The 26,940-nt window shown below is 68.2% G+C and carries 24 protein-coding genes, 1 pseudogene and 1 riboswitch; of the genes and pseudogenes, 2 read left to right on the top strand and 23 right to left on the bottom strand.

Going from position 1 to position 26,940, the window contains the following annotated elements:
• Positions 1–63: 63 nt before the first annotated feature.
• The 23 genes and pseudogenes from HJG43_06065 to ltrA form a co-directional block, all read right to left on the bottom strand.
• Complete coding sequence (locus HJG43_06065) at positions 64–483, bottom strand: shikimate kinase (protein ID UER55764.1); 420 nt, start codon at positions 481–483, stop codon at positions 64–66.
• Between the two features lie 68 nt (positions 484–551).
• The gene (locus HJG43_06060) at positions 552–929 is read right to left on the bottom strand and encodes a hypothetical protein (GenBank protein ID UER54175.1); all 378 of its coding nucleotides are present in this window, start codon (positions 927–929) and stop codon (positions 552–554) included.
• Between the two features lie 5 nt (positions 930–934).
• Positions 935–2,140 carry a chorismate synthase gene (gene aroC / locus HJG43_06055; GenBank protein UER54174.1) on the bottom strand — a complete coding sequence of 402 codons (1,206 nt, stop codon included), beginning with the start codon at positions 2,138–2,140 and terminating at the stop codon, positions 935–937.
• A 70-nt stretch (positions 2,141–2,210) separates the two neighbouring features.
• A complete protein-coding gene (locus tag HJG43_06050) occupies positions 2,211–3,530 on the bottom strand; it encodes an LPXTG cell wall anchor domain-containing protein (GenBank protein ID UER54173.1) in 1,320 nt (439 codons plus the stop codon).
• A 10-nt stretch (positions 3,531–3,540) separates the two neighbouring features.
• A riboswitch (cyclic di-GMP riboswitch) is annotated at positions 3,541–3,638 on the bottom strand.
• Positions 3,639–3,860: 222 nt separating this feature from the next.
• Positions 3,861–4,895: a hypothetical protein gene (locus tag HJG43_06045; GenBank protein UER54172.1), complete on the bottom strand. Its 1,035-nt coding sequence runs from the start codon at positions 4,893–4,895 to the stop codon at positions 3,861–3,863.
• Positions 4,896–4,917: 22 nt separating this feature from the next.
• Positions 4,918–5,706, bottom strand: a complete 789-nt coding sequence (locus tag HJG43_06040) for a hypothetical protein (GenBank protein UER54171.1) — start codon at positions 5,704–5,706, stop codon at positions 4,918–4,920.
• Positions 5,706–6,413: a PilN domain-containing protein gene (locus tag HJG43_06035; protein ID UER54170.1), complete on the bottom strand. Its 708-nt coding sequence runs from the start codon at positions 6,411–6,413 to the stop codon at positions 5,706–5,708. Before HJG43_06035 ends, HJG43_06040 begins: the two co-directional genes overlap by 1 nt.
• Complete coding sequence (gene pilM / locus HJG43_06030; GenBank protein ID UER54169.1) at positions 6,410–7,462, bottom strand: type IV pilus assembly protein PilM; 1,053 nt, start codon at positions 7,460–7,462, stop codon at positions 6,410–6,412. Before pilM ends, HJG43_06035 begins: the two co-directional genes overlap by 4 nt.
• A 212-nt stretch (positions 7,463–7,674) precedes the next feature.
• Positions 7,675–8,664: pseudogene (locus tag HJG43_06025) on the bottom strand (IS1634 family transposase).
• 138 nt (positions 8,665–8,802) lie between these two features.
• Entirely contained in the window at positions 8,803–9,801 is a 999-nt protein-coding gene (locus tag HJG43_06020) for a tyrosine-type recombinase/integrase (GenBank protein ID UER54168.1), read from the bottom strand.
• A complete protein-coding gene (locus HJG43_06015) occupies positions 9,798–10,718 on the bottom strand; it encodes a tyrosine-type recombinase/integrase (GenBank protein UER55763.1) in 921 nt (306 codons plus the stop codon). Before HJG43_06015 ends, HJG43_06020 begins: the two co-directional genes overlap by 4 nt.
• A 47-nt stretch (positions 10,719–10,765) precedes the next feature.
• Entirely contained in the window at positions 10,766–11,764 is a 999-nt protein-coding gene (locus HJG43_06010; protein UER54167.1) for a tyrosine-type recombinase/integrase, read from the bottom strand.
• 945 nt (positions 11,765–12,709) lie between these two features.
• Entirely contained in the window at positions 12,710–13,480 is a 771-nt protein-coding gene (locus HJG43_06005; GenBank protein ID UER54166.1) for a prepilin peptidase, read from the bottom strand.
• A 55-nt stretch (positions 13,481–13,535) separates the two neighbouring features.
• On the bottom strand, positions 13,536–14,930 hold the full coding sequence (locus HJG43_06000; GenBank protein ID UER54165.1) for a polymer-forming cytoskeletal protein: 1,395 nt from the start codon (positions 14,928–14,930) through the stop codon (positions 13,536–13,538).
• Between the two features lie 43 nt (positions 14,931–14,973).
• Entirely contained in the window at positions 14,974–15,495 is a 522-nt protein-coding gene (locus HJG43_05995; protein UER54164.1) for a type II secretion system protein, read from the bottom strand.
• Between the two features lie 79 nt (positions 15,496–15,574).
• Positions 15,575–17,413, bottom strand: a complete 1,839-nt coding sequence (locus tag HJG43_05990) for a prepilin-type N-terminal cleavage/methylation domain-containing protein (GenBank protein UER54163.1) — start codon at positions 17,411–17,413, stop codon at positions 15,575–15,577.
• A 107-nt stretch (positions 17,414–17,520) separates the two neighbouring features.
• A complete protein-coding gene (locus HJG43_05985) occupies positions 17,521–18,000 on the bottom strand; it encodes a prepilin-type N-terminal cleavage/methylation domain-containing protein (protein UER54162.1) in 480 nt (159 codons plus the stop codon).
• 188 nt (positions 18,001–18,188) lie between these two features.
• The gene (locus tag HJG43_05980; GenBank protein UER54161.1) at positions 18,189–19,415 is read right to left on the bottom strand and encodes a type II secretion system F family protein; all 1,227 of its coding nucleotides are present in this window, start codon (positions 19,413–19,415) and stop codon (positions 18,189–18,191) included.
• A gap of 10 nt (positions 19,416–19,425) precedes the next feature.
• The gene (locus HJG43_05975) at positions 19,426–20,763 is read right to left on the bottom strand and encodes a type IV pilus twitching motility protein PilT (protein UER54160.1); all 1,338 of its coding nucleotides are present in this window, start codon (positions 20,761–20,763) and stop codon (positions 19,426–19,428) included.
• Positions 20,764–20,816: 53 nt separating this feature from the next.
• Entirely contained in the window at positions 20,817–22,487 is a 1,671-nt protein-coding gene (gene tadA, locus HJG43_05970) for a Flp pilus assembly complex ATPase component TadA (protein UER54159.1), read from the bottom strand.
• 181 nt (positions 22,488–22,668) lie between these two features.
• Positions 22,669–23,025, bottom strand: coding sequence for a maturase (locus tag HJG43_05965; GenBank protein UER54158.1), 357 nt, complete (start codon positions 23,023–23,025; stop codon positions 22,669–22,671).
• Between the two features lie 39 nt (positions 23,026–23,064).
• On the bottom strand, positions 23,065–24,438 hold the full coding sequence (locus tag HJG43_05960) for an IS1380 family transposase (protein ID UER55762.1): 1,374 nt from the start codon (positions 24,436–24,438) through the stop codon (positions 23,065–23,067).
• 78 nt (positions 24,439–24,516) lie between these two features.
• Complete coding sequence (ltrA, locus tag HJG43_05955) at positions 24,517–25,566, bottom strand: group II intron reverse transcriptase/maturase (GenBank protein UER54157.1); 1,050 nt, start codon at positions 25,564–25,566, stop codon at positions 24,517–24,519.
• Positions 25,567–26,372: 806 nt separating this feature from the next.
• Between ltrA and HJG43_05950 the strand changes: the two genes are divergently transcribed.
• Entirely contained in the window at positions 26,373–26,612 is a 240-nt protein-coding gene (locus HJG43_05950) for a hypothetical protein (protein ID UER55761.1), read from the top strand.
• A complete protein-coding gene (locus HJG43_05945) occupies positions 26,609–26,887 on the top strand; it encodes a hypothetical protein (GenBank protein ID UER54156.1) in 279 nt (92 codons plus the stop codon). The genes HJG43_05950 and HJG43_05945 overlap by 4 nt, the downstream gene beginning before the upstream one ends.
• Positions 26,888–26,940: the final 53 nt, after the last annotated feature.

Here is a 26,940-nt window from a genome sequence, read left to right as displayed (position 1 = left end):
GAGGTGTGGGCGGGGGGTTGGGGGTCGGGCGGGGGGTCGGGCGGTAGAGAGGGTCGTCGCGGGTCAGAGGGCGGCGAGGATCTCCTTCACCACCTCGCTGGGCGCCTTGCCGTCGACCGTGACGACGACGTCCGCGACCCGCTGGTACACCGGCCGTCGCGTCTCCATCATCCGCAGCCACTGCGCGCGCGGGTTGATGACCGTCGTGGGGCCGGTGAACCCGAGCGTCCGCGCGGCCTGCGAGATCGACACGTCGAGGAACACGACCCGCTCGCCGGCGAGGTCCGCCTCGGTGAGCGGGTCCATGACGGCGCCACCGCCGAGGACGAGGACGCCGTCGTGCTCGTCGAGCGCGGTGACGACCGCCTGCCTCTCGAGCTCGCGGAACGTCGACTCGCCCTTCTCCACGAAGATCTCGGCAACGGTCGCAGCCGCACGCTCCTCGACGTCCCGGTCGGTCGACCGCACAGGCAGGTCGAGCATCCGGCCGAGCTCGTCGGCGATCGCGTCCACGTCAACACCCGGAGGGGCGACGAGGATGACTCGGGGACTCACTCGTCGAGCAGCTCGGACGGTACGACAGCCACCGGGAACGGTTCGGTGGCTGTCCACTCCTGCGAACCGATGGCCGAGCCTACCTCGCTGCGGCGGGCGACAAGGACGTCGGGCTGCAGCGAGTACCCGGGGCGCGGCACGTAGTCGTAGGGGGCCACGAACACCTTGAGGTCCGGCGGGCACGCCGCCTTGAGCAGCGCGGCGAGCGACAGGACGCACGACTGATGCCTGCTGTCCGGCACCGGAGACACGATGAGCTCCCCCTCCACGATCTCGTGTCCCGCGTAGCGGTCGTCGGGAATGCCCTGCAGGTCCTCCCACGACAGCGGACGGTCGCTCGGGAAGCCCCGCTCGAACACCGGCTGCACGGCCACGGCGACTACCCTACGCTGCCGGACCTCATCAGCTCGGGAATCGCGGCGAGGTAGCCCTCGAGGTTGCGCCGGACCTCGGCCACGGAGTCACCGCCGAGCTTCTCCAGTGCGGCGTCGGCCAGGACCAGCGCGACCATCGCCTCGGCGACGACGCCCGCAGCGGGCACCGCGCAGACGTCGGAGCGCTGGTTGATGGCGACGGCCGGCTCGCCGGTGGCGACGTCGACGGTGTCCAGCGCTCGCGGCACGGTCGAGATCGGCTTCATCGCCGCCCGCACGCGCAGCACTCCCCCGGTGGTCATGCCGCCCTCGAGGCCGCCGGCTCGCCCGGTGCGCCGGCGCAGCGTCCCGTCCGGCCCGTGCTCGATCTCGTCGTGGGCGGCCGACCCGCGCCGCCCCGCCGTCCGGAACCCGTCGCCGATCTCGACGCCCTTGATGGCCTGCACGCCCATGAGCGCCCCGGCGAGCCGCGAGTCGAGCCGCCGGTCCCAGTGGACGTGGCTGCCCAGGCCGGGCGGCACGCCGTAGGCCAGAACCTCGACGACGCCGCCGAGGGTGTCCCCGGCGCGCCGGCAGGCGTCGATCTCGGCGACCATCGCGGCGCTCGTCTCGCTGTCGTGGCACCGCACCGGGTCGGCGTCGAGGGCCGCGACGTCGTCCGGGGTGGGCAGCTCGGCGTCGTCCGGGACGCCGACCGGACCGATGGCGACGGTGTGGCTGACCAGGCCGGCCCCAAGCGCGTCCCGCAGGAAGGCGGCGGCGACGGCGCCGAGCGCGACGCGGGCGGCGGTCTCCCGGGCGCTGGCGCGCTCGAGCACGGGGCGGGCGTCGTCGAAGCCGTACTTCTGCATCCCGACGAGGTCGGCGTGCCCGGGGCGGGGGCGGGTCAGCGGGGCGTTGCGGGCCTGCCCGGCCAGGACGTCGTCGGGCACCGGGTCGGCGGACATCACCGTCTCCCACTTGGGCCACTCGGTGTTGGCGACCTCGATGGCGACCGGGCCGCCCAGGGTGCGCCCGTGCCGGACGCCGCCGAGGATCCGGACGGCGTCCTGCTCGAACGACATCCGGGCGCCGCGGCCGTAGCCGAGCCGGCGCCGGGCCAAGGCGGCCTGGACGTCGTCAGTGGTGATCCGGACGCCGGCGGGCAGCCCCTCGAGGACGCCGACCAGCGCCGGGCCGTGGGACTCCCCAGCGGTGAGCCAACGAAGCATGGGGCGATGCTCCCACGACTGCGGGGACGGTCACCGGAGTGGCCGTCCCCGTAGTCGGGTCGAGACGAGATCAGGCGGTGCGCCGCCGGCGGACCGCCAGGAACGTCCCGCCGGTCAGGATGAGCAGCAGGCCAGCTGCCAGCAGCGCCTGGACGCCGGACGCGCCCGTGAACGGCAGCGGTCCGTCCAGACCAGCCCACGCAGCAGTCGCCGGGAACTTCGTCCCGAGGACGGCGACGTCGTCGTTCTGATCAGAGGTCCCCGACTCGGTTTCAGTGGGGGGGACGGCACTACCTGGCGGGGTGCTTGGGCCCTCGATGACCACTGGCAGCACGTCGACGGACTCGTCGGGGTTGTCACCAGGCGGGTTCTCACCAGGCGGGTTCTCACCAGGCGGGTTCTCACCAGGCGGGTTCTCACCAGGCGGGTTCTCACCAGGCGGGTTCTCACCAGGCGGGTTCTCACCAGGCGGGTTCTCACCAGGCGGGTTCTCACCAGGCGGGTTCTCACCAGGCGGGTTCTCACCAGGCGGGTTCTCACCAGGCGGGTTCTCACCAGGCGGGTTCTCACCAGGCGGGTTCTCACCAGGCGGGTTCTCACCAGGCGGGTTCTCACCAGGCGGGTTCTCACCAGGCGGGTTCTCACCAGGCGGGTTCTCACCAGGCGGGTTGTCATCCGACGCCGTGCACCCGGAGTGCGCAGGGTTGCCCTTGGCGATGCCGTTGTTGCCGTCGCACTCGTAGCCGTTGTTGCCGTCGCTCGCAGCGTTCGGGCGCTGGCCCTTGGGGTTCTTGTTGTCGGCGCGGCCCTTCGACCCAGCCTCGATGCCGTTCTTGCCCTGGCCGTTGCCAGACAGTGTGCCGTCCCGCGTCGAGCAGTAGGCGCCGCAGTCACCGCCGTTGTTGGCGCCGCCCTTGTTCCTGTCGGCGTTCGACTTCGGCTGTGGCTTGCCGCTCTCGCCGGAGACGACCTTCGACTTGCCGCCCTGGCTCGCTGACTTGCCTGACGTCGAGGACTTGTCTGACTTCGGAGACTTGTTGGACTTCGCCGTCTTCTGCGACGTCACGGGCTTCGCGGACTTCCCCGCCGACTCCGACGTGCTGGCGGTGACCGACTTCCCCGAGTTCTCGGGGTTCCCGGCCGCAGCCGGCTTCTTGGCGGCAGCGGCCTTCTCCGCCGCAGCCGGCTTACCCACCCCACCGGACTTGCCACTACCTGGAGGCGCGCTCACCTCGGCGGCCTTCTTCTCCTGCCCCGGCGCGCCGTCCCTGCCGTTGCCGTTGCCGTTCGCGAGCGCGGGCATCGCGGCCCAGAGCACGAGCGCCAGCGCGGTCACGAGCAGCACGGCTGTGCGCAGCAGCGCCGCCTTGCTCACTATCCGTGTCGTCATGGTCTCCCCTACGTAAGGGGGCCGGTCTCACCACTGGCTCCACCGTCGGGGTCCCCGGAGGGAGGGTGACCGCTCGCCACCGACGGCTTCATCGCGTCCCAGCTAGATGACTGTCCGCGCACAGGACAGCACACGCCGGCGACAACCGCTACCCGCAGTGACTCGCCGAGCGCTGATTTGGCCCGAATGGACCACCAGTCGTCACCAGAACTGGACGACATGGCAACACAGAGTCACCGACCGACACAGAGCCGAGGCCCGGGGACGCTCGCAGCGCGTCCCCGGGCCCCTCCCCGGTCCGTCCCGCTCTACAGCGGGGCGTCCTGCGTCCTACTCCGGCTCCACCCCGAGTCCGAGCAGGAAGTTCTCGAGCACCGACTCCAGCGGTTGGTAGATGACCCGTGGCCGGTCCTGGGTGAGGGTGAACGGCTGGGCCCCGAGGCGCACCTTCGCCCGGGTCAGCTCGCCCTCGACGTCCGGCTGGACCTCCATGAGCTGCAGCCACGACAGCGGCGGCGCACTGTGGAAGGTGGAGCCGACCGGCACCTCGACCTCGTACTCGTCCGGCATCCCGATGTCGACGACGAAGTAGCCGTAGACCGTGCCCTCGGGGTCGACCGTCTCCTCGACCGGGTCCGTGGCCGGGTCCGTCGGTTCCGCGGACGTCGTCACGTCGGCGTCCTCGGAGTCCTCGGTGACCTCCTCGACCCAGGGGGTCTCGTCGAACCCGATCGGGTCCCAGCTGGACGGCAGGTCGGCCGGGTCGTCGGCGGTGCCGGCGCCCAGGTAGGTGATCGAGACGAACGGGATGATCGTCTCGCCAGCCGGGCCGGTGGGTCCCGCGGGTCCGGCAGGTCCCGCAGGGCCAGCCGGGCCCGGGACGCCGATCAGCTCGGGGTCGAGTCCGGGGTACAGCTCGGGCGGCAGCTCCGTCCACGGGTCCGTCTCGGACGGCGTGGGGTCGCCGGAGCCGGACGGCGCCGGGTCCGCCGGGCTCACCGGAGCCGGAGCCGGGTCACTCGACGCCGCAGGCGCGCCGCTCCCGCTGGAGCCCTCGATGATCCGCGCCTTGAACGGGTTGCGCCCGGCGAACTCCACGGACGTCGGCAGCGGGGCCGGAGCCTCGACGGCCTCGGTCGGCGACGCGGACGGCGTCGGCGCGGTGACGGCCAGGTCGGCCTCGTCGTCCGAGCCGCCGGTCAGCATCAGTGCGGCACCGCCGGCCAGGACGACGGCGGCCAGGCCACCACCGGCGAGGGCGAGGACCTTGGTGCGCTTGCCGCCCTCCTCCTCGACCGGCGCCGCTGCCGGCGCCGAGCGGGGCGACCCGAACGGGCTCGGCGTCCCGAAGGTGTTGCTGCTCATCAGTTCGCTCCGTTCCCCGGACTCAGGGGGTGGTCGTCGTGGCGGGGGCGGCGGGCGCGGCGTCGGCGGTCTTCAGCACGAACACGCTGCCGCTGATCGTCGTGGTGATGTCACCGTTCTGCGTGGCCGGTTTGCCGCCGCTGGCCTCGCCGCCCGGCTCGGTGGTGATCGACAGGTTCTGGACGAGGAACGCGCGGGTCATCTCGGCCTGCAGGTCCTTGAGGAACATCTCCGAGGCGAAGAAGTCCCCGACCGTGGTGAGGGTGACCGGCACGGAGACCAGGACCATCCCGGCGCCGACGGGCGTCGCGGTGGCGGCGGGGTCGGCCGGCGCGGCCGGGTCGGCGGCCGGGTCCTCGGCCGCGGGGTCCCCAGCGGCGTCCGCGTCCCCAGCCTCACCCTCGGCACCCTCGGCAGCACCGTCCTCGGCCGGCGCGGCCGGCGCGGTCGGCGTCGGCTGCTGGACGGTGGCCGGCTGCCCGGGCGCCAGGCTCATCAGCGTGACTTCGTGCCGGTCGGCCATGTCGTCCAGGGTGCGCACGAGCGTCGGCAGCGCCGGGTCCTGCGGCATCGCCTGCTGGATGGCGGCGAGCTCGGCCTGGTACTGCGGGAGCTCGGCGAACTGCTCCTTGAGCTGGGCGATCCGGGCCTCGAGCTGCTGGTTGCTCAACTCGGTGGCCTCGGTCTGCTGCTCGAGCTCGGCGGCCTCGGCACGCTTGGGCGAGATCAGCAGGAACCAGCCGGCCACGGAGATGAGCACCGCGAGCAGGACGGTCCCGGTGACCCAGACGCGGGTCCTCGTGGCGAACATCAGCGGGCCTCGCTCTCGTACCGGTCCCACAGCGCGTCGCCGGTGACGACCACCTGGGAGGAGAAAGTCACGACGTCGGTGCCGTCGATTTGCGACCGGGTCGAGTTACTGAAGTAGGCGTCGGCGAAGCCTTCGGTGCCGGCGAGCACGTCCAGCCAGCTGGCGACGTCCGAGTGCTCGAGGGCCTTGCCGGTGAAGGTGACGGTCCCGATGCCCGGGGTGGCCAGCGGGTTGGTGCCGGCGACCGGGACGGGCGCGGTTCCGTCGGTGGACGCCGCGACCGAGGCGGTCATCGTGTCCAGCCAGACGGTCTCGGGGTAGGTCAGGGCGAGGTCGTTGAGGTAGCGGTACCAGGCGACGTTCGTCGACAGCGCCTGGTCGCGGGCGGCCTCGGCGGCGTCGACCTGGGCGATGACCCGGGGCACCTCGGCGTACTTGGCCTCCTCGGCCTTGAGCCGGGTGGTCTCGGCCTGGACGACGGCGAGGCCGGCGGCGGCGGTGTCGGCGCGCTCGACGGCGAGGTAGTACAGGCCGCCGACGGCGGCGACCGTGCCGACGACGGCGAGGGCGAGCAGCCGCCGGGTGCGGGCGAAGCGCCGGTTCTCGAGGATCTCCGGCGGGAGCAGGTTGACCCGCGGGACGGTGTAACTCGTCTCGGTCAGCGGGGCGAGGACCTGGGTGGTCTCGTCGTTGCTGGGCGCGGTCATCGGTGGGCTCCCAGGGCGAGGCCCACCGGCACGGCGGCCAGGGGCTGGACGACGGCGAGCTGCTGCTCGTCGAGGCCGGTCTTGCCGATCCGCATCGTGCCGAGGGGGTTGCCGCCCTGGACCGGCAGCCGGGTGGCGGTGGAGATCCGGTCGACGAGGCCGCGCAGCAGGGACCCGCCGCCGGAGACAACGACCCGTTCGACGGGGTAGTCGGGGTTGGAGGCGCGGTAGTAGTCCAGGGAGCCGCGGATCTCGTCGACGAACGTCGAGGCGGTGCTCTCCACGGCGCGGGCGGCGTTGGTGAGCTCGGTGCCGGAGCCGTACAGGCCGAGTTCCTGCTTGAGGCCCTCGGCCTCGAGCTGGGGGACGCCGAGCCGCTCGGCGACGGCGTCGGTGATGTCCTGCCCGCCCATGAGGAGGATGCGCACGAACTGGGGGACGCCGCCGGAGTGGACGACGATGTTCGTCACCCGGGCGCCGACGTCGACGAGGGCCTCGGTCTGGACGTCGAGGTCGGTCCGCTTGCCGATGGCGCGCAGGACGGCGAACGAGGTGAGGTCGACCATCGACACCTTGAGACCGGCCTTCTCCGCGGCGTGCACGTTGGCGAGCACGGTCTCGCGGGAGGCGGCGACGAGCAGCCCGCGCTGGGTGCGCCCGCCGCTGGTGTCGGTGGTGGTCTCCAGCGGGTGGAAGTCGAGGACGGCCTGCTCGGCCGGCATCGGGAGGAAGTCCTGGACCTGGAACGGCAGGGCCTTGCGCAGGTCGGACGCGGGCATCCAGGGCAGGTCGATCTGGCGGACGATGACCCGCTGGTTGGCGACGCCGAGGACGACCTGCTTGTGGCTGAACCGGGTGGCCTGCCACAGCTGCTTGATGGCGTGGGTGACGGCGGGGCCGTCGATCACCTCGCCGTCGCGGACGGCGCCCTCGTGCACCGCGACCTGGCCGAACTTCTCGAGCGTGACGCCGTGCTTGCCGAACGACAGCTCGGCGGCGCGGACGCCCGAGGTCCCGATGTCGAGACCGATGGCGGTGCGTGCTGCCACGTCGATTCCCCTTCCCTGGCCTGGTCCGGCCGTCGGATGTGGTGTCGGGCGGCGGGCGGGCGGGCTTGAGCAGAACGCACCGAGTCGTTCGGCGGGGAGCGGCCGTACACCCGATCGGGCTACGGCTTCGGTCACAGACCGACGAGGTTCAGGTACCAGTCGGCGACCGGGCGACCGAGGACCATCCCGAGGTAGGCCTGACTCGTGCCGATTTAGTGTGTCGGCCACGTGACGCCTACAGCGTCGATGATCGTGCGGGCGGTGTCGGTGAGGGGGTCGCTGGCGGGATGTTCGTGTCCGGCGATGTTGACGGTGATCTGCTGCAGCGGGCGTAACGCCTGGATGATCTTATTGAGGCTCATCCCGGTCGTGTTCTGCAGGTGACGGGCGACGGCGAGGGCGGCCATGACGACAGTGAGGTGGGCCTCGATCGCGTCGCGGTCGTGGTGGAACACCGGACGGGCCCGTAGGTCGCTCTTGCTCATGCGGAACGAGGCCTCGACCTGCCACAACGAGTGGTAGGAGTCGATGACCTCACTGGCCGCCATGAGCGTGGCGGGCACGTTGGTGATGTAGCCCTTCAACCCCACGAGGCGGCGGGCGCGGTCCAGGGCCGCCTGGTCGAGACTGACTGCGCCGTTCGCCGTCGTGACGAACCGGGGTGTGCGGGCGGCCTTCTCCCCGGAGACGACTGCCCTGGCCCTGTTCTCCTGCGCGGTGAGGGTCCTGCCGTCGCGGGCGGCTCGCTTGCTGGAGTACGACCACACTGCCCGCCACGACCGCTCGTGCACGGCCGGGTCCCACACGGGTTCGGCGCGCTTGGTGGTGTCGTTGCTGCTGCGGGCGGTGCCGGTGGACAAGCGTGGGGTGATCGTGTCGATGACCTGCCCATCGGTGAACGCGTCCCCGTGCCAGCGGAAGTGGGAGGCCAGGTCGACCGGCGCCTTGGTGACGCGCGAGCCGACGATGAACCGCAGGTTCGCCTCGTCCAGTTCCCGCAGGTTCGCCGCCGACAGCATCCCCGCGTCGGCGACGACGACCATGTCCGCGACCTGGTGGCGGGCCTGGAACTGCTGGATGATCGGCAGGATCGTGGTCGTCTCGGCCTTGTTGCCCTGGAAGCAGCCGACCTCGAGCGGGAACCCGGCCCGGTCCACGAGAAGCCCAACGACGATCTGCGGGTCCACGCGGCGTTCCTTGGAGTTATGCCGACATCGGCATAACTCGAATTACGCCGCGGTCCCGGTTATGCCGAGGTGGTCGTGGGTGTGGTGGTGTTCGTGCTGCTCAGCGGCCTGGGACGGGAGGACCACGCGGCATAAGAGAGGCGGGCGCGATTGTCATAGTCGTTCGAGGAAGTCGAGGAGGTCGTCTGCGGGTCGGTAGCGGCCAGGGGTGGTGCTCGACGTGCGAACTCGGGCAAGGGCACGCTCTTTGATCGTCATGTCGGCGTGCAGGTAGATGTGAGTGGTCTGGGCGCTTTGGTGACCGAGCCATAGGGCGATGACGGAGGTGTCCACGCCTGCGGTCATCAGTGCCATCGCCGCGGTGTGGCGCAGGGTGTGCGGGGTGACGTGCTTGGAGCCGATGGAGGGGCACTGCACGGCTGCGGTTGCGGCGTGCTTGGCGACGAGGCGTTGAACGGCGTCGGCTGACATTCGGGTTCCGCGCCGGGTCGGGAAGAGGGGGCCGGTTGGCGCGGATCCGGCCTCTGGCAGCCAGGCTTTCAGGACGGCCGCGGTCTGCGAGGTCAGCGGCGTGGCGCGTTGCTTGCGGCCTTTGCCCATGGTGTGAACGGCGGCGCCTGGTGCCGTGGTGGTGAGGTCTTGGATGGTTAGACCGGTCAGCTCCGACAGGCGCAGTCCAGTCTGAGCCGCGGTGAGGAGCAGCGCGTGGTCGCGTCGTCCGTACCAGGTCGCGCGGTCGGGCGCGGCCAGCAGCGCGTCGGTCTCGGATCCGGTCAGGTAGGACACAACGGCCCGGTCGTGACGGCGTTGCGGGATGGCCAGAACTTGGCTCGCGGTGTGTGCCCGGTCAGGGATGAGCGGCAGTGCGTAGCGGTAGAAGGAGTGGATCGCGGACAGGCGCGCGTTTCGGGTCGCGGTGCTGTTGTGCCGCTGGTTGTCGAGGTGATCGAGGAACGCGCCGACGGTGACAGCATCGACATCCTCGATGGCGAGTCGGGACGGACGCTTGCTCGACCTGTGCGCGGCGAACAACAGCAGCAGCTTCATCGTGTCCCGATAGGCGGCGACGGTCTGCGCACTGGCCTGCAGCTGCCGAGCCAGTCGTTCGGTGAAGAACCCTTGTAGGAGGAACATCAGCGTCGGCTCGCTCATGATGGCGTCCCGTCGGTCTCGGTGTCGATGACAGCGGGGATGGCGGCGTGGGTCTCGAGCCGTTGGGCGGCGTGGGCGAGCAGCTCGGGTACGGCGTGCAGGTACCAGTAGGTCGAGGCAGGATCGACGTGTCCTAGCCAGGTCGACAGCAGCGGCAGGCGTGTTTGGACGTCGTGACCGTCGCGGTACCAGGCGAGCATCGTGGTGACCGCGAAGGTGTGCCGTAGGTCGTGGAGTCGTGGCGGCCGACGCCCGGGCAGGGCGGTGATACCGGCCGCGGTGAGGATCTTGTTGAAGGTGACGCCCAACGTGTCAGGACGCAGCGCCGTGCGCCGGCTGTTGACGAAGACGGCGGGGCAGTCACGTGCCTTGGTCCCGACCCAGTCGCGACGAATCTCCAAATACTCGCCCACGACGACGGCGGTGGTCGGGTGGATGAACACCAGCCGGGACTTGCCGAACTTCGTTTCCAGCACTTGGATCACGCCGTTAGCCAGGTCGAGGTCGTCCACCGTCAGACGGCATGCTTCACCGGGGCGCATCCCGGTGGCGGCCAGCAACCCGATCAGCGTGCGCCATGTCGCAGACCTGAATCGCGGGGTCAAGGTGTCTGTGGCGTTCAGGAGCGCCACGATCTCGACGTCGCTGAACACGTTCGGTTCCCTGGCCTGGTAACGCCGGTTGCAGAGCGTCTCGGGAGGGATCTGCGTGTCTGGGTCCAGTGCGTGCTGGAAACGGGCGAAGACGCGCACGGCGTCCATCCTGCGGGCGAACAACGCATCGCTGACCGCGACCTTGATCGGGGTGAGGGCCCACTCCAACGCGAGATCGGTCTGGACCCGGCTGGCTCCACGCGCTTCGCAGAACCCCACGAAGTTCGCCAGCAGCTTGGTCAGGCCCTCCACCTTGAAACCCATCGTTCTACGCGTCACCAGGTAGGCGGTGACGTCCTCGCGCAGCGTGCTCACGACAGGCCCCCTGGCCAAGAGCGGGCCAGGCCGCGTGCAGTGTCAGCGGTGTCTGCAGCCGCGAGTGAAGTGCCGGCCCAGGGACGGGCCAGCGGCCGCAACGCCACCTCGTCGACCTTGGCGTAGATCGCCGTCGACATCACACTGCGGTGCCGCAGCACCTCTCCGACCTCCGGCAGCGACGCCCCGGCCCGCAGCAAGGCCGTAGCCAACGTGTGACGCAGCCGGTGCGCACCGATCTGGGTGATCCCAGCGGTTCGGCATGCGCTTCGCACGACATGCCCGATCGCCCCAGAGCTCAGCGGCAGACCCGGTGGCTGCAACGTCGTGAACAGCGACCGTGTCTGGCATTGGGGCCGCCCGTCACGGAGCCAGGCGGCGACCGCTTCTCCTGGCTCGACCGGCAGGGGAAGTCGCTCGATCCGGTTACCCTTGCCCGAGACGGTGAGCTCGCCAACACGCCAGTCGACGTCATCCAGACGAAGGCCCGCGACCTCGCCGCGCCGCAACCCGAGCCGGGCCAGCAGCAACAAGATCGCATAGTCTCGCAGGCCCGTGGCCGCGTACCGCGAGAGGCCGGCGACTCGCAACAACTGCTCAATGTCGGCCGCTGGCACCGCCTTCGGCAACGACGTCAGATGCCAGGCCGAAGGGGCCGGAACCGCTCCCCACAACTCAGCCGACGTACGCCCTGTCGCATGAGCGAACCGCAAGAAGGAACGCAACGACCTCGCCATCGTCTTCGCAGAGTTCGTGTTGCGATCCCGGCAGTACTCCACCATGAACCCAGTCACCGTCCCCGCGTCCACCAAGCCCATCGAGACCTGCGCCGGACCAGGCAGTGCCGCGAGGAACTGCTCCACGTTCCAGCAGTAGTTGTTGACAGTGATCGGCGCCAGACCGCGCTGGCGGTCCAGCCAGGTGCCGTACTCGACAAGCACAGCGCTCACCGACGCCACGCCGTCCCCGGCCGAAGGTGTACTGATCGGATCCATGAGTGTCCTCCTCTGGATGGGCTCGAACTGAGCACCACCAGACAGGCACACCCCCGCACAACCTGCGAGTCTTATGCCGCGTGGTCCTCCCGTCCCAGGCCGCTGACCAGCACGAACACCACCACACCCACGACCACCTCGGCATAACCGGGACCGCGGCGTAATTGGAGTACCCGACCCGCCGCAGGTCGTCCTCCTTCTCAGCCTCGAAGTACAAGGTGGTGACGTCGTACAGCACCAGCGACAGATCACCGTGGACACTGGCGTGCTCGAAGCACGCCCTGGCGATCTGGTCCCGGTACCCACGCTCCTGGCAGCGGGCCAGCGACCGGAACATCGTGCGCAGCGAGGCGTGAGCGACCCCCAGCTCGTCCAGGACACGCACAGAGTCGGCCTTGCTGGTCGGCTCGACCAGCCGGGCCAGCACCAGCTGCTTGAACGCCTCGTCCCCGAGCGCGTCGAACCCCAACCGCGCGTACGTGCTGACCAGGACGTGCCACAGCAGGGCACTGGACCGGCTGGTGATGACCGCCTGACCAGCGGGCACCGACCCACCGCTGAGGTCCAGTTCGCCCTGACCCGGGCGGATCTTGCGGCGGGCGACCTCCAGCAGCGCCGTCAGCTCCTGCGCCGTGCGCGCCGACCCCACGTGCTCCAGCACCCGGTCACGCCCGCCCGCTAAGCGATCTGCACCGCCGTCGCCCCCGACCCCGTCCGCACCTTCCGAACGAACACCACCCGGCGACACTACCCACCGATTAGTGTGTCGCAGCCCCCCTACTCAACCCTCTGACCAGCAGCGATCCCCCGCACCCGCCAGATCCCGGAAAAGTGGCACGAGTCAGGTCGGATGTGGTGTCGGGCGGCGGGCGGGCGGGCTTGAGCAGAACGCACCGAGTCGTTCGGCGGGGAGCGGCCGTACACCCGATCGGGCTACGGCTTCGGTCACAGACCGACGAGGTTCAGGTACCAGTCGGCGACCGGGCGACCGAGGACCATCCCGAGGTAGGCGCCGAGCAGCATGAACGGCCCGAACGGGATACGAGTCTTGCGCCCGGCCCGGTTTACGGCCATCAGCGCACCTCCGACGACGCCGCCGAGGAGGAACGCGAGGAAGGCGCCGACGACGAGTTCGGCCCAGCCGAGCCAGGCGAGGTACATCCCCAGGACGCCGGCGAGCTTGACGTCGCCGAACCCCATCCCGCCGGGGTAGACGAGGGCGAGGACGAAGTACAGGGCGTAGAGGGCGGCCATGCCGATGGCGGCGCGCAGGATCTGGCCGGGGTCGCCGTCGAGCAGGCTGGCGCCGGCGAGCAGGACGCCGCCGACGAGGTAGGACGGCAGGACGATGGAGTCGGGCAGCCGCTGGACGTCGAGGTCGATGAGCGCCAGGGCGATGGAGACGGCGGCGAGGTAGAGGAACGCAGGCAGGTGCCACTGCCAGCCGATCCACGCGGCGGTGGCGCCGAACAGCGCCGCGGTGCCGGCCTCGACGAGGGGGTACCGGGCGCTGATCGGGCTGCCGCAGTCGCGGCACCGGCCGCGCAACAGCAGCCAGCTCAGCACTGGGACGTTGTCGCGGGGGCGGATCTGGCGGCCGCATGCCGGGCAGGCGCTCGGCGGGCTGACCACCGACTCGCCCCTCGGTACCCGGTGCACGACCACGTTGAGAAATGACCCGACGAGCAAGCCCAGGATGATGCTGACGCCAATCACGGCTTGCTGTACTGGTCCCAGGAAAACTTGTGCCGACGCCACACAGCACCGCTGATCACGGGGTCACCGTCTCCCGCTTGTAGAGGATGTCGACCTTAAAGTTGCCAGTGCTTACCTCGGGGCCACCACCTAGGTCCATGCCCGGAACTCCGACCGGCCGATAGTGCAACTTGAAGTTGCTGCTCCCATCTATACAACCGGCGTAGATTTGTCCGTACGCGCGTGTGTTGCTCGACGCCTTGAAGAGGTTTGGCGTGTAGAAGAAGACCTCTACCGGATCCTCGAACGTGGAGTTGCTGGCGAGAGTGATACCGCCGGATGTCGTCGTACAGGGACTGCTGTTGTCGACGTGCGGGACGATGAACCACAGTCGCTTGGGTTCACCATCTGCGGAACGCACCTTGAAGTTGCCTTTAGTTGAGAAGCTCTTAGCGATGACGACCAGGTCCTCGTTGAGGACGATCTCCTTGTTACTTGTCCACGTGAAGTCGCACGTACTCACCAGTACGACACGGCCGGTCTCGTTGATGTTCGGGTTCTTGCAACCTCCCGAGTAATTCTTCGGCGCGAACCCTGCGTTGACCCACGTTGAGGTGTCCGAAGTGATAACCGGCAAATCATACGGTTTTGGGTCGGGGATTCCTGCAACTTGCTCCCTAACGGTCCCGACGACCGTAGCGTTGGACTTCATCGTGACGTCTCCCGCAACGGTGACGTCGCCTGACACCTTTGCATTACTGTCCAGGTCAGCGCCTCCACGCGATGAAACGATGCTGCCGCCGAGCTGAGCGTTGCTCTTGAGCACAACAGAGTCACGGCTGTGGATGTTCCCCGCGACGACGCAGTTGCTCTGCATCTCGACTCCGGACCAAGGTGCAAGGACCATACCAGGGATGCCGGCGTTGGACTGGCACGTGACGAGACCGTTCGCGTAGACGGTCACGTTGTCCGAGCCGTCACCATACAGGGTCATATTGCTAGACCAAGTGATTTGGCTGTCGGAGAAGATGGCGGGCCCATCACCTCCAGCGAGGACAGCCTGCAGGTTCACGAGGGACTCCATGGTGCGTTCCTCGGCATCTTCCGCCGCCCCTCCCTGTGAAGCTTCGGTACGACCAGTCGAAAGGATGCGGGCATTTACTGGGGTACCGATCACGCCGATGGTGGGATCACATCCCAGCTCGTTGTTATCGGCATCGTAGTATGTTACGGTTACGTCGTAAGCAGCAGTGGAGGAACTGTCCACCGCCAGGTCACCCGCTATCGAGCAGACGCCGCCGGACTGCAAAGCCATATAGCCGACGTCGATGCCGGCCTCGGCGGCGTCCACCGCTTGTACACGCGCCTGAGCTAGAGATGAGTCCCGTAGATTGGCCACACCCAGGCCCGCTATGACGAGCGCAAGCCCGGTGATGATGGCGATGACGGTTACCGTGCTTATCATCGCCATGCCTTGGTCCTCCGACGTCCTGACTCTAAGCATGTCGTGCCTCTCACGTGGCCGGGACCGGCTCGCAGACGTTTGCTGTGTAGCCGAACTGGGTGTTGCGACCAGATATCGATGATGCAATGATGACATCGCGGGCACCTGGCAGCTGTGTGCCAACCGCGAGATTGATCTCCACGAGACGTCCCCCGTAGTGGATGTCCGGGTTCAGACTGAAGGGAGGGTCGGACGGCGTGTTGACGAGCCCGGAAGCGACAGTGCTCCACTCCGACACGTTGTGATCGCTCTGCCATGTTGGCGCCCAGCTGCGGGATTCGAGACGACCGTCAACGACCCGCCACTGCATGCACTTCTGCAGGCCATTTGACTGACTGTAGACCCGCAGTGAGAAACCCGGGGTTTCTTCGGCTGCCGGATCGTAAAGCACATTACCAGACCGCACATGGCGGTCAATGTGCTGAACCGCCAGTCTGACATGGTCGTTGATGCGTGCGCGCTCCTCCGCCTGCCGCGTCGAATTCTGCACGCTTAGCAGTACTACAGCGATAGCCGTCCCGAGAATCATCATGAGCACCACGGTGACTAGGAGCTCGACGAGTGTAACGCCGGTGTCATCTTTCCTTTGAGTCCAGCGTGCGCGGGAATGGTCAGCCCGCATGGGGCGCCTGCTGATAACTCGTGGCGGCCCGGGCAGTACCAAAATCAATCTCCAGGGACACCCTGACCACAACCTCGTCCTCCCGGAGGATCGTGTAGTGGACGGATCCAACCAAGGGCGACTCAGCCTCCGCGACGGTCTGGCAGCTTGGTTCGCAATCCGTGTCGTCGCGGGCTGTATCGAGTTCACCGATGCTCACCTGCGGCTCCATCCGGATGGTCAGCGGCCCTCCGGGGTGCAGCGGGTCTGTGACAGTGACCGGTGGGATCGGCACAGGGCCGACCTCGTCAAGGTTCCTGGAGACGTAGCTGCTGGTAGAGCTGTCGAAGTAGACGAGCTGAGGTGGAGCGGAAGCGCCAGAAGCGGCCGTGCGCACGGCAGTCGCGGCATCTGCTCCCGGGCCGCTCTGCGAACGGAGTTGGTCGCGCACGCCGTCGACCTTGAAAAGCCAATTGCCGGAAGCGCTGCCCCACCCGGGCAATCGGCTCACCAAGGAGTCTGGAAGAGCGCCCACGGTCAGAGTGCCGGTGTACCGCTCAACCTGCGCACCACTGCATCCTACGGCTGGAACGCTCGTGCTACAGGTGGCACCCGTGGTCATGGACCGGGAGGTAAAGACTCGGCTCTCTGCAGCCGGTGCGGCAATAGTCGCCAGGGCAATCTCTTGATCGGGGGATGACGGGGGGCCTAGTTGGAGTCCTCCCAGCCACTGCCCACTTCCCGCTCCCTGAACTGCGGTTCCGTCTCCACATGAGTTGCCGGAGTTCTCGAACGTGCCGTCGGCTCTGCGGCAGGGCGTGGTGATCTCGCCGATAGTGCTGGTGGTCGTGCCAGCATCCCCAGATCCAGTCACGACTCGGACGTAGGCGCGATCAGGAGAGCCAGCGAACAGGTCGCCTGGCGAGTGGGTGAGGGTCTGACTGTCGCTCGGGACGGGAGTCGTGGAGGGGTCGCTATCGACGAAGGTGCTGGCTCCACCGCCGCCGGCGGTCTGGCGCGCAGCATCATCAAGGTCAAGCGTGGCCGTTGAGCTCCGGACCTGGCCGCGCACAGCGGTGATTTGCTCCGACTGCAGTGAACTTGACGCGTCGGCCAAGCTCAGGGTCGCCCCAATGAGGTCGAGTCCAGGGATGGCGCGCTCGGGATCACCGATCTCATCGGCAGCCAACTCCCGGGGCAGAACGTGCAAGGCGCCGCCCCCAGTGCCCGCGTCGGCGTACAGGAACGGATCGCATGGCGCCGCGAAGGGGTGCGTCTGCTCCGAGACGCACCCGGTGGGTGAGGCGAGCAACGACTGAGTGACAAACCGCTTTGGGTCCCCAGAGGCGCGTGCGGCCCACATCACAATGACTGTTGCGCGGTACAGCGCGACGCCCGCTTCAGTGGCCTGGCTGACGTAGGTCCGGACGAGGAAGTCCGCTCCGTCAACCTCAACGGTGTCCGGGGCAGGCTGGAGGGGGGCGGGCAGGGGCGCTGTACTGCCAGCGGGAATAACCTCACCGGTCGGTGAGAACAGGTGATAAAGGCCATCACTGCCAAGAAAGACGTTGCGGGGATCCTGTCGGGGGTCGACCCGGTCGGCGGCCAAGTCACTCAACCGGGCACCGCCGGTCGCGGTGGCATAGGGAAGCGCGCGCAACTGCTCCATCGTCCGGTTGCCCAGTTCCGTCGCTGCCTGCCGCTCCCTGGAGACAGCGACCGCCTCCAGGGATGCGACAAACACAACGGCCAGACTGCTGAACGCCATGGCGAGGAGGGTCATCGCCACAGTCACCTCGACCAACGTGAACCCGTCGCGATTGCGACAGGCGGTGGCGAGACGCCGCATGAATTGTCCGCGCATGTGGCGTCTCCTTCCCGTCTGGGTCTCCGGTCGGTTTCCGATGGAGTGGATGCTGCTGGAGGGGGCGGGGAGCGCCCCCTCCAGCAAATGGCTTAAGAAGTGGCTGCTGTGCCGACTCCCGCAGTGCACGTTCCTTCGACGGGGACGGTGTTCGTGCCGTTGTCGATGATCCATGTCTCGGTGGTCAACTGAGTATGCGAGACCTGCACGCAGTACAGAGTAGCGGAATCGTTTGTGGTGATCTTGACCGGTTGAACACCTTCGCTGATCTTGGCGCCGTATTCGGCGAGCTTGGCGCCATTAGCGTTGGCGGTGAGTTCTGCCTGGGTGTCGACTGCAGGGACAGACAGGAACTTGCCGGTGACGTCGTTCGTGGACACAGAGGCTTCGGCCAGCTGGAAGGACTTGAGGTCCGACTTCATCGCGGTCCTGTAGCCGTCATCACGCTGACCGAGGAAGACCGGAATGGCAATGGCGGAGAGGATCCCGATGATGATCATCACGACGAGGAGCTCGATCAGGGTGAAGCCCTGGTCCCTCTCCTGCATGGACTTGCGGATGCGAGCGAGCATTGCAGTGCTCCCCTTCTGTCTGTGGTGAGCCGCCCGCGTCCCGCGTGACCGGCTCGATGACATCTGTGGTATCGGTCTGCCAGCACGGCACTTGAGCCTGCAGGACAAGAGGTTCGGCGTTCACACGAACGGAGCAAGCGTCAGGGGCGGCCCGCCCTGCGGACCGCCCCTGACCCAGGTGCACAGACCTACTCGATGAGGTCGAACACCGCGAAAATCGGCATGTACAACGCGATGATCATAGATCCGATGATCCCGCCCAGCACCGCGATCATCAGCGGCTCGATGAGGCTCGTCAGCGCCTCCGTCGTCGCCTCGACCTCGTCGTCGTAGAACTGGGCGATCTTCTCTAGCATCGTGTCCATCGCCCCGGTGTCCTCGCCGACGGCGAGCATCTGCGTCACCATCGGCGGGAACACGGCGTGCTGCGCCAGTGGTCCCGCCAGGGACTCGCCTCGCCGCACCGACTCCTTCACGTCGTTGGCGGCCCGTTCGAGCACGATGTTGCCGGCGGTCTCCCCGACGATCTCCAGGCTCTGCAGGATCGGCACCCCTGAGCGCAGCATCGTCCCCAGGTTCCGGGAGAACCGGCTGATCGCCACCTTCTGGAACAACTTGCCGAAGATCGGCGCCTTGAGCTTCAGCGGGTCGACGACCTCGCGCACCCGGCGCTGGTGCTTGACCCGCTGCCAGACGATCGCGAACACGACGACCAGAATCACCAGCACCGGCGCAAAGGTCTTCAGCAAATGGGAGAGGAACACGAGGACCTTCGTCGGTGCCGGCAGCTCCCCGCCCAGGTCGGAGAACATACCGGCAAACACTGGGACGATGAACAGCAGCATCCCGATCACGGCGAGGATCGAGATGACGAACACGACCACCGGGTACGTCATCGCCGACTTGATCTTGCTGCGCAACTTCACCTCGGACTCGAAGTTGTCCGCGATCGACAGCAGAGTCTGGTCGAGGAAGCCGCCGACCTCGCCCGCCCGGCACATGTTGATCATCAGCGGCGGGAAGATCTTGGGGTGCTTGGCCAGCGACGCCGACAGGGATTGACCGGTCTCGACGTCGTTGCGGACCTCGCCGAGCACCTTGGCGAGGGCCTTGTTCTCGGTCTGCTCGGCGAGGATCGACAACGCCCGCAGCATCGACAGACCCGAGTTGATCATCGTGGCGAACTGCCGCGACATCACCGCGAGGTCCTTGAGCTTCACTTTGGCCCCGAGGCCCGGGATGGAGACCTCCTTGTTCATCCCGGTGCCGGTCTCGCGGACCGACACCGGCGCGTAGCCCATGCCCTTGAGCCGGCTGACGAGCGCAGCCTGGTTGGCGGCCTCGAGCTTGCCGCTGACGAGCTTTCCGGCCCGGTCGCGGACCGAGTACTCGTACGTCTTCGTGGCGGTCGCCATGGTGCGCTCCTCAGCCCCGGCCGGTCAGGCGGTTGTAGTCCTCGACGTGGTGGCACTTCTCCAGGCCGTGCTCGTAGGTGATGCGGCCCTGACGGACGAGCTCGGCGAGGTGCTGGTCGAGGGTGTGCATCCCGTGCTGGGCGCCGGCCTGCATCGCCGAGTAGATCTGGTGGGTCTTGCCCTCGCGGATGAGGTTGCGGATCGCCGGCGTCGCGACGAGCACCTCGGTGGCGACCACCCGGCCGCGGCCGTCCGCGGTCTTGCACAGCGTCTGGCAGACGACCCCTTGGATCGACGACGCGAGCTCCAGCCGCACCTGCTGCTGCTGCTCGGAGGGGAACACGTCGATGACGCGGTCGATGGTCTGCGCGGCGTCCTGGGTGTGCAGGGTCGCGAACACGAGGTGACCGGTCTCGGCGGCGGTCAGCGCCACCGAGATCGTCTCCAGGTCGCGCATCTCGCCGACGAGGATGATGTCCGGGTCCTGGCGCAGCACGTGCTTGAGCGCGTTGGCGAAGGAGTGCGTGTCCTCCCCCACCTCGCGCTGGTTGACCACGCACCGCTTGTGCCGGTGGAGGAACTCGATCGGGTCCTCGACCGTCATGATGTGCTCGGACCGGTTGCGGTTGGCCAGGTCGATGAGCGAGGCGAGCGTCGTCGACTTGCCCGAGCCCGTCGGACCGGTGACGAGCACCATCCCGCGGGCCAGGCCGGCGAAGTTGTTGACCGCCGGCGGGATGCCGAGCTCCTCCAGCGGCTTGATCTCGTACGGGATGACGCGGAAGGCGGCGCCGAGCGACTCGCGCTGGCGGTAGACGTTCACCCGGAACCGGGAGCGGCCCGGCAGCGAGTAGGCGAAGTCGAGCTCGAGGTCCGCCTCGAACTTCTCCCGCTGCTTCTGGGTGAGGATCGCGTACAGCACCCGCTGCACGACCTGCGGGACGAGCTTGGGGAAGTGCTCGAGCGGGGCGAGCTCACCGCGCAGCCGGACCGTCGGGTGCGCCCCGGCGGTCAGGTGCAGGTCGGACGCGCCCATCTCGAGCATCTCGATGAGCACCGCGGACAGGTCCAGGTCGGCCGTGGTGGTCGTGGACTCGGTGCTCGCCCGCTCGTAGTTCGTGCCCTCGACCTGCGGCCGGAGCAGCCCGGACGCCGCAACCGTCGCCTGCGGGGTCGGCCGCACCTGGGGCGGGACGACCGGCGTCGACGCGGTCGCCTCGGCGCCGAAGGCGTACTGGGGCTCGTAGCCACCGGCCGCGCCGGTGCCGTACCCGTTCTGGCTCTCCACTGGCTGTCCTCTCCGCGAGCGACGTCCACGGCGGAGCGGACCGCCGTCTGCGGAGAGCATCGGACGCCGGACACCCGGCCTTGAGGGTCACGCCAGCCCCGATCGCGGCCGGCTCACACGACGACGCGGAGGATCTCCTCGACCGAGGTGACGCCCTGGACGACCTTGGCCCACCCGTCGTCCCGCAGGGCGACCATGCCCTGCCGGCGGGCGACGTCCGTGATCTCAGTCGCCGAGGACCGGGCGACGGCGAGGCGCTCGATCTCCTCGCTCACCGTCATCACCTCGTGCAGGGCGAGCCGGCCCTTGTACCCGGTCTTCGCGCACGACGGGCAGCCCACCGGCCGGTACAGGGTCGGCACCTCCTCCCCCGGCAGCCACGGGAACCGGGCGCCCAGCAGCTCCTCCTCGCTCGGCCGGTAGGGCTCCTTGCACTTGGTGCACAGCCGGCGGGCGAGGCGCTGGGCGAGAACGGCGTCCGTGGCGGACCCGACGAGGAACGGCTCGATGCCCATCTCGGTGAGCCGGGTGATCGCCGACGGCGCGTCGTTGGTGTGCAGGGTGGACAGCACGAGGTGGCCGGTGAGCGAGGCCTCGATGGCGATCTGCGCGGTCTCGTGGTCGCGGATCTCGCCGATCAGGACGACGTCCGGGTCCGAGCGCAGGATCGACCGGAGGGCGCCGGCGAAGGTGAGCCCGGCCTTGGTGTTGACCTGGACCTGGTTGATGCCGGCCAGCCGGTACTCCACCGGGTCCTCGACCGTGATGACGTTGATCTCCGGGCGGCTGACGATGTTGAGGGTCGCGTACAGGGTCGTCGACTTGCCCGACCCGGTCGGCCCGGTGACGAGGATCATCCCGTAGGGCTTGGTGAAGCTCTTCTCGTAGCGGGCGAAGTTCTCGGCGCTGAACCCCAGGTCGGCCAGGTCGAGCAGCGCGGTGGAGTTGTCGAGGATCCGCATGACGATCTTCTCGCCCCACACGGTCGGCAGCGTCGCCACCCGCAGGTCGATCTTGCGGCCGTGGGCGTTGACCGACAGCCGGCCGTCCTGGGGGACGCGTCGCTCGGCGATGTCGATGTCGGCCATGATCTTCAGCCGGGAGGTGACGCCGCTGGCGATCTGCTTCGGCGAGCGCATCACCTCGTGCAGCACGCCGTCGATGCGGTACCGGATGCGCAGGTCGTGCTCGGTCGGCTCGATGTGGATGTCGGACGCGCGGTCCTGGATCGCCTGGGTGATGAGCAGGTTGACGTACTTGACGATCGGGGCGTCCTCGACGATCTCCCGCATCCGGGAGAGCTCGTCCTCGGTGTCCTCGGGACGCTCGAGCTCGCTGGTCAGCTCGTCGAAGTCGGCGTCGGCCCGGTAGTAGCGGTCGATCGCCGCCAGCAGGTCCTCGCGGGTGGCGACGACCGGCCGCACCTCCAGGCCGGTGAGCTGGCGGATGTCGTCGAGGGCGAAGACGTTGCCCGGGTCGGCCATCGCGACGACGAGCCGGCCGGCGTCGTCGTAACCGACCGGCATCACCGTGTGCCGGCGGCACAGGGCGGCCGGGACCCGGGCCAGGGCTGACCCGTCGATCGGGGCGTCGGTGAGGTCGACGAAGTCCAGGCCGATCTGGCTGGCGAGCGCGGCGACGAGCTGCCCCTCGGTGAGCGCGCCCTGCTCGACGAGCACCCGGCCGAGCGAGCGGCCGAGCCGCTGGTGCTCGTCGTAGGCGGCGGCGAGCTGGCTCTCGTTGATCAGGCCGTCCTCGAGCAGGATGTCGCTGAGCTGCTTCACGACAGCACTCCGGACGCCGGCATGCCCGAGTTGTCGGCGTCCAGGCGGGTGAACTTGAGTTGTCCAAGCCCGCCAGGGCTTCCGCAGAATGCTGGGTTGCGGGCGGTCGGGTAGCCGGGGGCATCTCAGCCCCCGGCTCCCACAGAACCGTGCGTGACAGTCTCCCGTCACACGGCTCTTCTCATCTCGTCACCTGGTGCGCCCGGGTGATGCCCCAGTGGTAGAAGAGTCCAGGGTTTTCCCGTTGGACCCGTTTCCACCACCGAGTCAGCGCCCAGTACCCGCGCAGTCGCCGGTATTTCCCACGTGCCCAGCGCATCAAGTAGGTATTGATGCGCGCCAGGAACGCCCGCATCACCGACGGTGTGAACCGTCCGTAATACTGGTGCCAGCCCCTGACGATGGGGTTGATCCACTCGGCCAGATCACTGAGCCCTGATCCACCGCGCTGATTCGGCTTGGGTGGTTTCGGTGGCCTGATGAGGTCGGTCGGTGTCGTGGGCGTGGCTGGTCCGCCGGCCTGTGCCGGCTCTTCCACGTCGGGTTCCTCGAGTCGCGCCCTGCTGGGGCTGGATGGTCAGGTCGTTGCCAGGGTGGGTGGGCCGGTCGCGGCCGTCCACAGCGACTCCCATCCGGGTGCCCAGGGCCAGTCGCGGGGCAGGTGGAGGTCGAGCCTGCGGGCGGTGGTGGCGATCCTGGCGGGGACGGCGATGATCTTGGTGCGCAGGCTGGCCCATCTGGCCTTGGCCATGTCTGCTGCGACGGCGGTGGCGCGGGCCAGGTTGAACGCGATCACTGCCAGGGCGACCCAGGCGGCGTTCGCCGCGTATCGTCCGCTGGGCAGGTGGGCCAGGGCGTTGTCTTTGAGCTCGGCGATGACCTGCTCGACGATCGCGTGGTCGCGGTGACGTTCGTCGGCCTCGATGGTCGAGAACGTGCTGTTGGTGATGAAGGCGTGGTGGCGGTAGGTGGCGAACAGCTCGCCCTGCTCGGTCCCATCGCAGGCGAACGGCTGGAGGCGTTTCACGCGGCGGACGATGAGCCGGCAGGTGACGTGCTCGCCCCTGCGGCGGGAGGTGAACGCGGTGAACGGGATCTCGGCGACCTCGGCGTGGGAGACCCACCGCTGCTCGGCCTCGTCGTAGATCGCGTCCGGGTACTCGATCGGCTGCCACGCGTCGGCGGGGATGCTGGCGATCGCTGCGGTGACGGTCTTGGTCATCCGGGCGGTGACCGAGAACCACGCCTGGTGCCTGATCGCGGTGCCGACGAACGCCCACCCGTAGTAGGCCGAGTCCGCCCGGGCCAGGATCCGGCCCCTCACGCCAGCGGCGCGGGCGGTGGTGATCCCCTGGGCCAGCAGCCGGCCCGCGCCCGTGGCCGAGGCGGTGTTCCCCGACCGGAGCCTCGCGCCGGCGATCACCGGCGCGGCCAGCGGGGTCGAGACCGTGGCGAGCTGGATGTTCAGGCCACGCTGCTTGGTGTACCCGAACGCGGCGCCCTGCTTGGCGTAGCCGTGGACCTCCCGCACGGTGTCATCGACATCGACCGTGGCGATCCCGCCGGTGTCCGCGCCGGCCAGCAGGCCCGGGACCCGCACCGCCAGGCCCGCCACCAGCCTGGCGTTGACCTTGTCGAGCTGCTGGACGTGCCCGTGGGTGAACGACCGCAGGAACGTGCCCAGCGTGGAGGGCGCGCGGACCCCACCGAACACCTTCGTCATCCCGCCGTGCCGCAGCAGGTCCATGTCATCGATGCAGTCCGCGCCGGCCAGCATCCCGGCCACCACGCACGCCGCCTTCACCGCAGCGTTCGGCGAAGGCACCGTCACCTCCTCCAGGAGGTCGTACAGGCCGGCGGTCTCGGCCAGCCGCAACGCAGGGACCAGGCCCGCCGACGACACCAGGTTCGGGTCATCGAAGACCGGCCGGATCGTGTGAGAAGGTTTCACTTGCGAGGTGCTCCTCTTGAGCGGTTGGACGTAGACGTCGCAATCCACATCCTCCCAGCTCAAGAGGGCATTCTCGCCCTACGCCACGCTCACACCGCCGAACCCGGTCGGTGGATCAGGGCTGAGACCAGCAGTGATCCGGTGGTGCAGCTGCCACCTCCGGACCTCTGTGCCCATCCGTTTCAGCGCCGCCGGACTCGGCTGGGGAAGGAACACCAAGCGGTGCTGTCGGTCCTTACCCCGTACCGGCCGCCCGGAGAACAAGAACCCCAGGAACACGAAGGACGTCACCGCGAACGGCGCCGTTCTCCGTGCATCCCGGCAGTACACGATCTTGGTCTTGTCCGGATGCAGCCGGAGCCCGACCTCGACCATCCTGTCCATCACGCGCTGTTTGATCTGCTCGGCCTGCCGCTGGGTCTGCGCATGAATCACGATGTCATCGACGTACCGGGCAAACTTGATACCCGGGAACTCCCGTGACATCCACAGATCGAACGCATAGTGCAGAAACAGGTTGGCCAGCACCGGCGAGACCGCCGACCCTTGGGGGGTCCCACGGTCCCGCGCCACCATGGTGCCGTCATCATGGCGCAGCGGCGCCGACAGCCACCGTCGCACGTACAACAGCACCCAGCCCTGATCGGTGTTGGCCGCCACCGCCTTGATCATCAGGTCATGGTCGACGTTGTCGAAGAAGCCCTGGATGTCGCAGTCAACAACCCACGCCTTCTCCTGACACCGCCGCCGGGTCACCTCGAGCGCGTCATGCGCCGAACGGCGTGGCCGGTACCCGTAGGAGTCCGGGTGGAACGTCCGCTCCACTCGCCCCATCAGGTAGTTAGCAACCACCGTCTGCGCCACGCGGTCGGCCACGGTCGGCACCCCAAGGACCCGGGTGCCCGAACCGGACTTCGGTATCTCCACCAGCCGCACCGGGGGCGGGAAGTATGACCCCGCGGACATCCGATTCCAGATCTTGTACAGATTGTTCCTCAGATCCGACTCGAACGCCTCGATGGTCACTCCATCCACACCAGGAGCGCCCCTGTTAGCCCGCACCTGCTCCCAGGCCACCATGACCTCACGCTTCGGGATGTCAAACGACTTCCCCGATTCCGTTGACATTCACCATCAACTCCTCCCATCCAGACGAGCTGAACGGTTGATCAATCTTCCTGTCACCAATGAGTCAGCCCCTTCGCTCCAGCCGCATTACCGGCCTTCACCGCTACTACGAGCCGATCCGCCAGCACACCCCCACCGCCGCATCAACCAGTCCTCTGACCGGCCGCCGACAGCCCCACCAACCGGTGAGAAAGGAGCGCGCCTTCCCAAGTTCCACATAGCCGCCGCAGCCCGTGCTCACGCCGCCTCCATACCGGGCACCGCCGGGCCAATACTCAGGCACCCGCCCGACTCTTCCCAGGGCCGTGTCGCCACCCCGGTTCTGATGCCACCAAACGTTTTCGATACGTCCTCAGCGGTTCACTCACGTTCGTCTTCACGGACCCCACCTGACGCCGTCTACCAGCGCCTTCTCCTCCTCGCTCACCACGACGGTCTCATAACCAACGCAGCAGAAGGCGGTTTGAGACCATCGCCTGAACAACGATCCCGAGGGGCCAAACCCTCATCAGCCATGCAGCACGCAACAAGGACCCATCACGGACCTACTCCATGACCACTCCTCCCTGCACTTGGCACACCGACACGCCGGCGAATGGCTCCTGTAGGCAGCATTTTGTGGACGGTCAGGCGTGGCGGGGCAGCGTGTCGGTGGCGCTCGTTATCGTCGCACACATGTTCGATACCACGACGACACCCTGCCCGACACCGCCGTGGAGGCGTGGCGACACATCAGCTGGGCGCGCTCGGTGCTGCTCGCCGCGCTGGGAAGCAGCTGCAGAGACCAGTGGGTGGACAAGTTACCTTTGAACGATGAGCTCGAACCACTCGTCGCCTCATCCGCCTACAGGCACGGGTTGTCCTGGGAGTCCATCACACACGCCTACCGCCACCCGTTGCGAGCGTGGCTACTGGACGACGGGCTCATCATGCTCATCGGCGCCGATGCCGCTGGCGCACTCCTTGAGATCGGCGTCGTGCGTGGAGACAAGGGAGACGTCATCGTCCACGCCATGCCGGCCCGCGCCAAGTTCCTCTGGAGATGACCATGCCTCGAAGCATTGAACGGATCCTGGCCGACGCTGAGACCCTTGCAGCCCGGTTTGAACAGTATGAACCCGACAAGTCCCAAGAGATCGACCCGACGGTCCTGGCGGAGCTCCGCGCAGCGGCCGCGGAACGCTCGTCTGCCGAGCGGCGTCTGCTCGACGCCGTGCGACAGGCCCGTGAGGCGGGCATCTCGTGGGCGACCATTGGAACGTTCGTCGGTACCACGGGCGAGGCGGCCAGGCAGCGATACCGCAACCTCACGATGCGGTAGCCAGCGGCGACTCCACCAGGGGCGCTAAAGGACCCCCAGGACCTCCACAGAAT

Source organism: Kineosporiaceae bacterium SCSIO 59966 (assembly GCA_020881835.1).
In the GTDB taxonomy this organism is placed as follows: Bacteria; Actinomycetota; Actinomycetes; order Actinomycetales; family SCSIO-59966; genus SCSIO-59966.
This window is presented reverse-complemented; position numbering and strand designations above follow the sequence as displayed.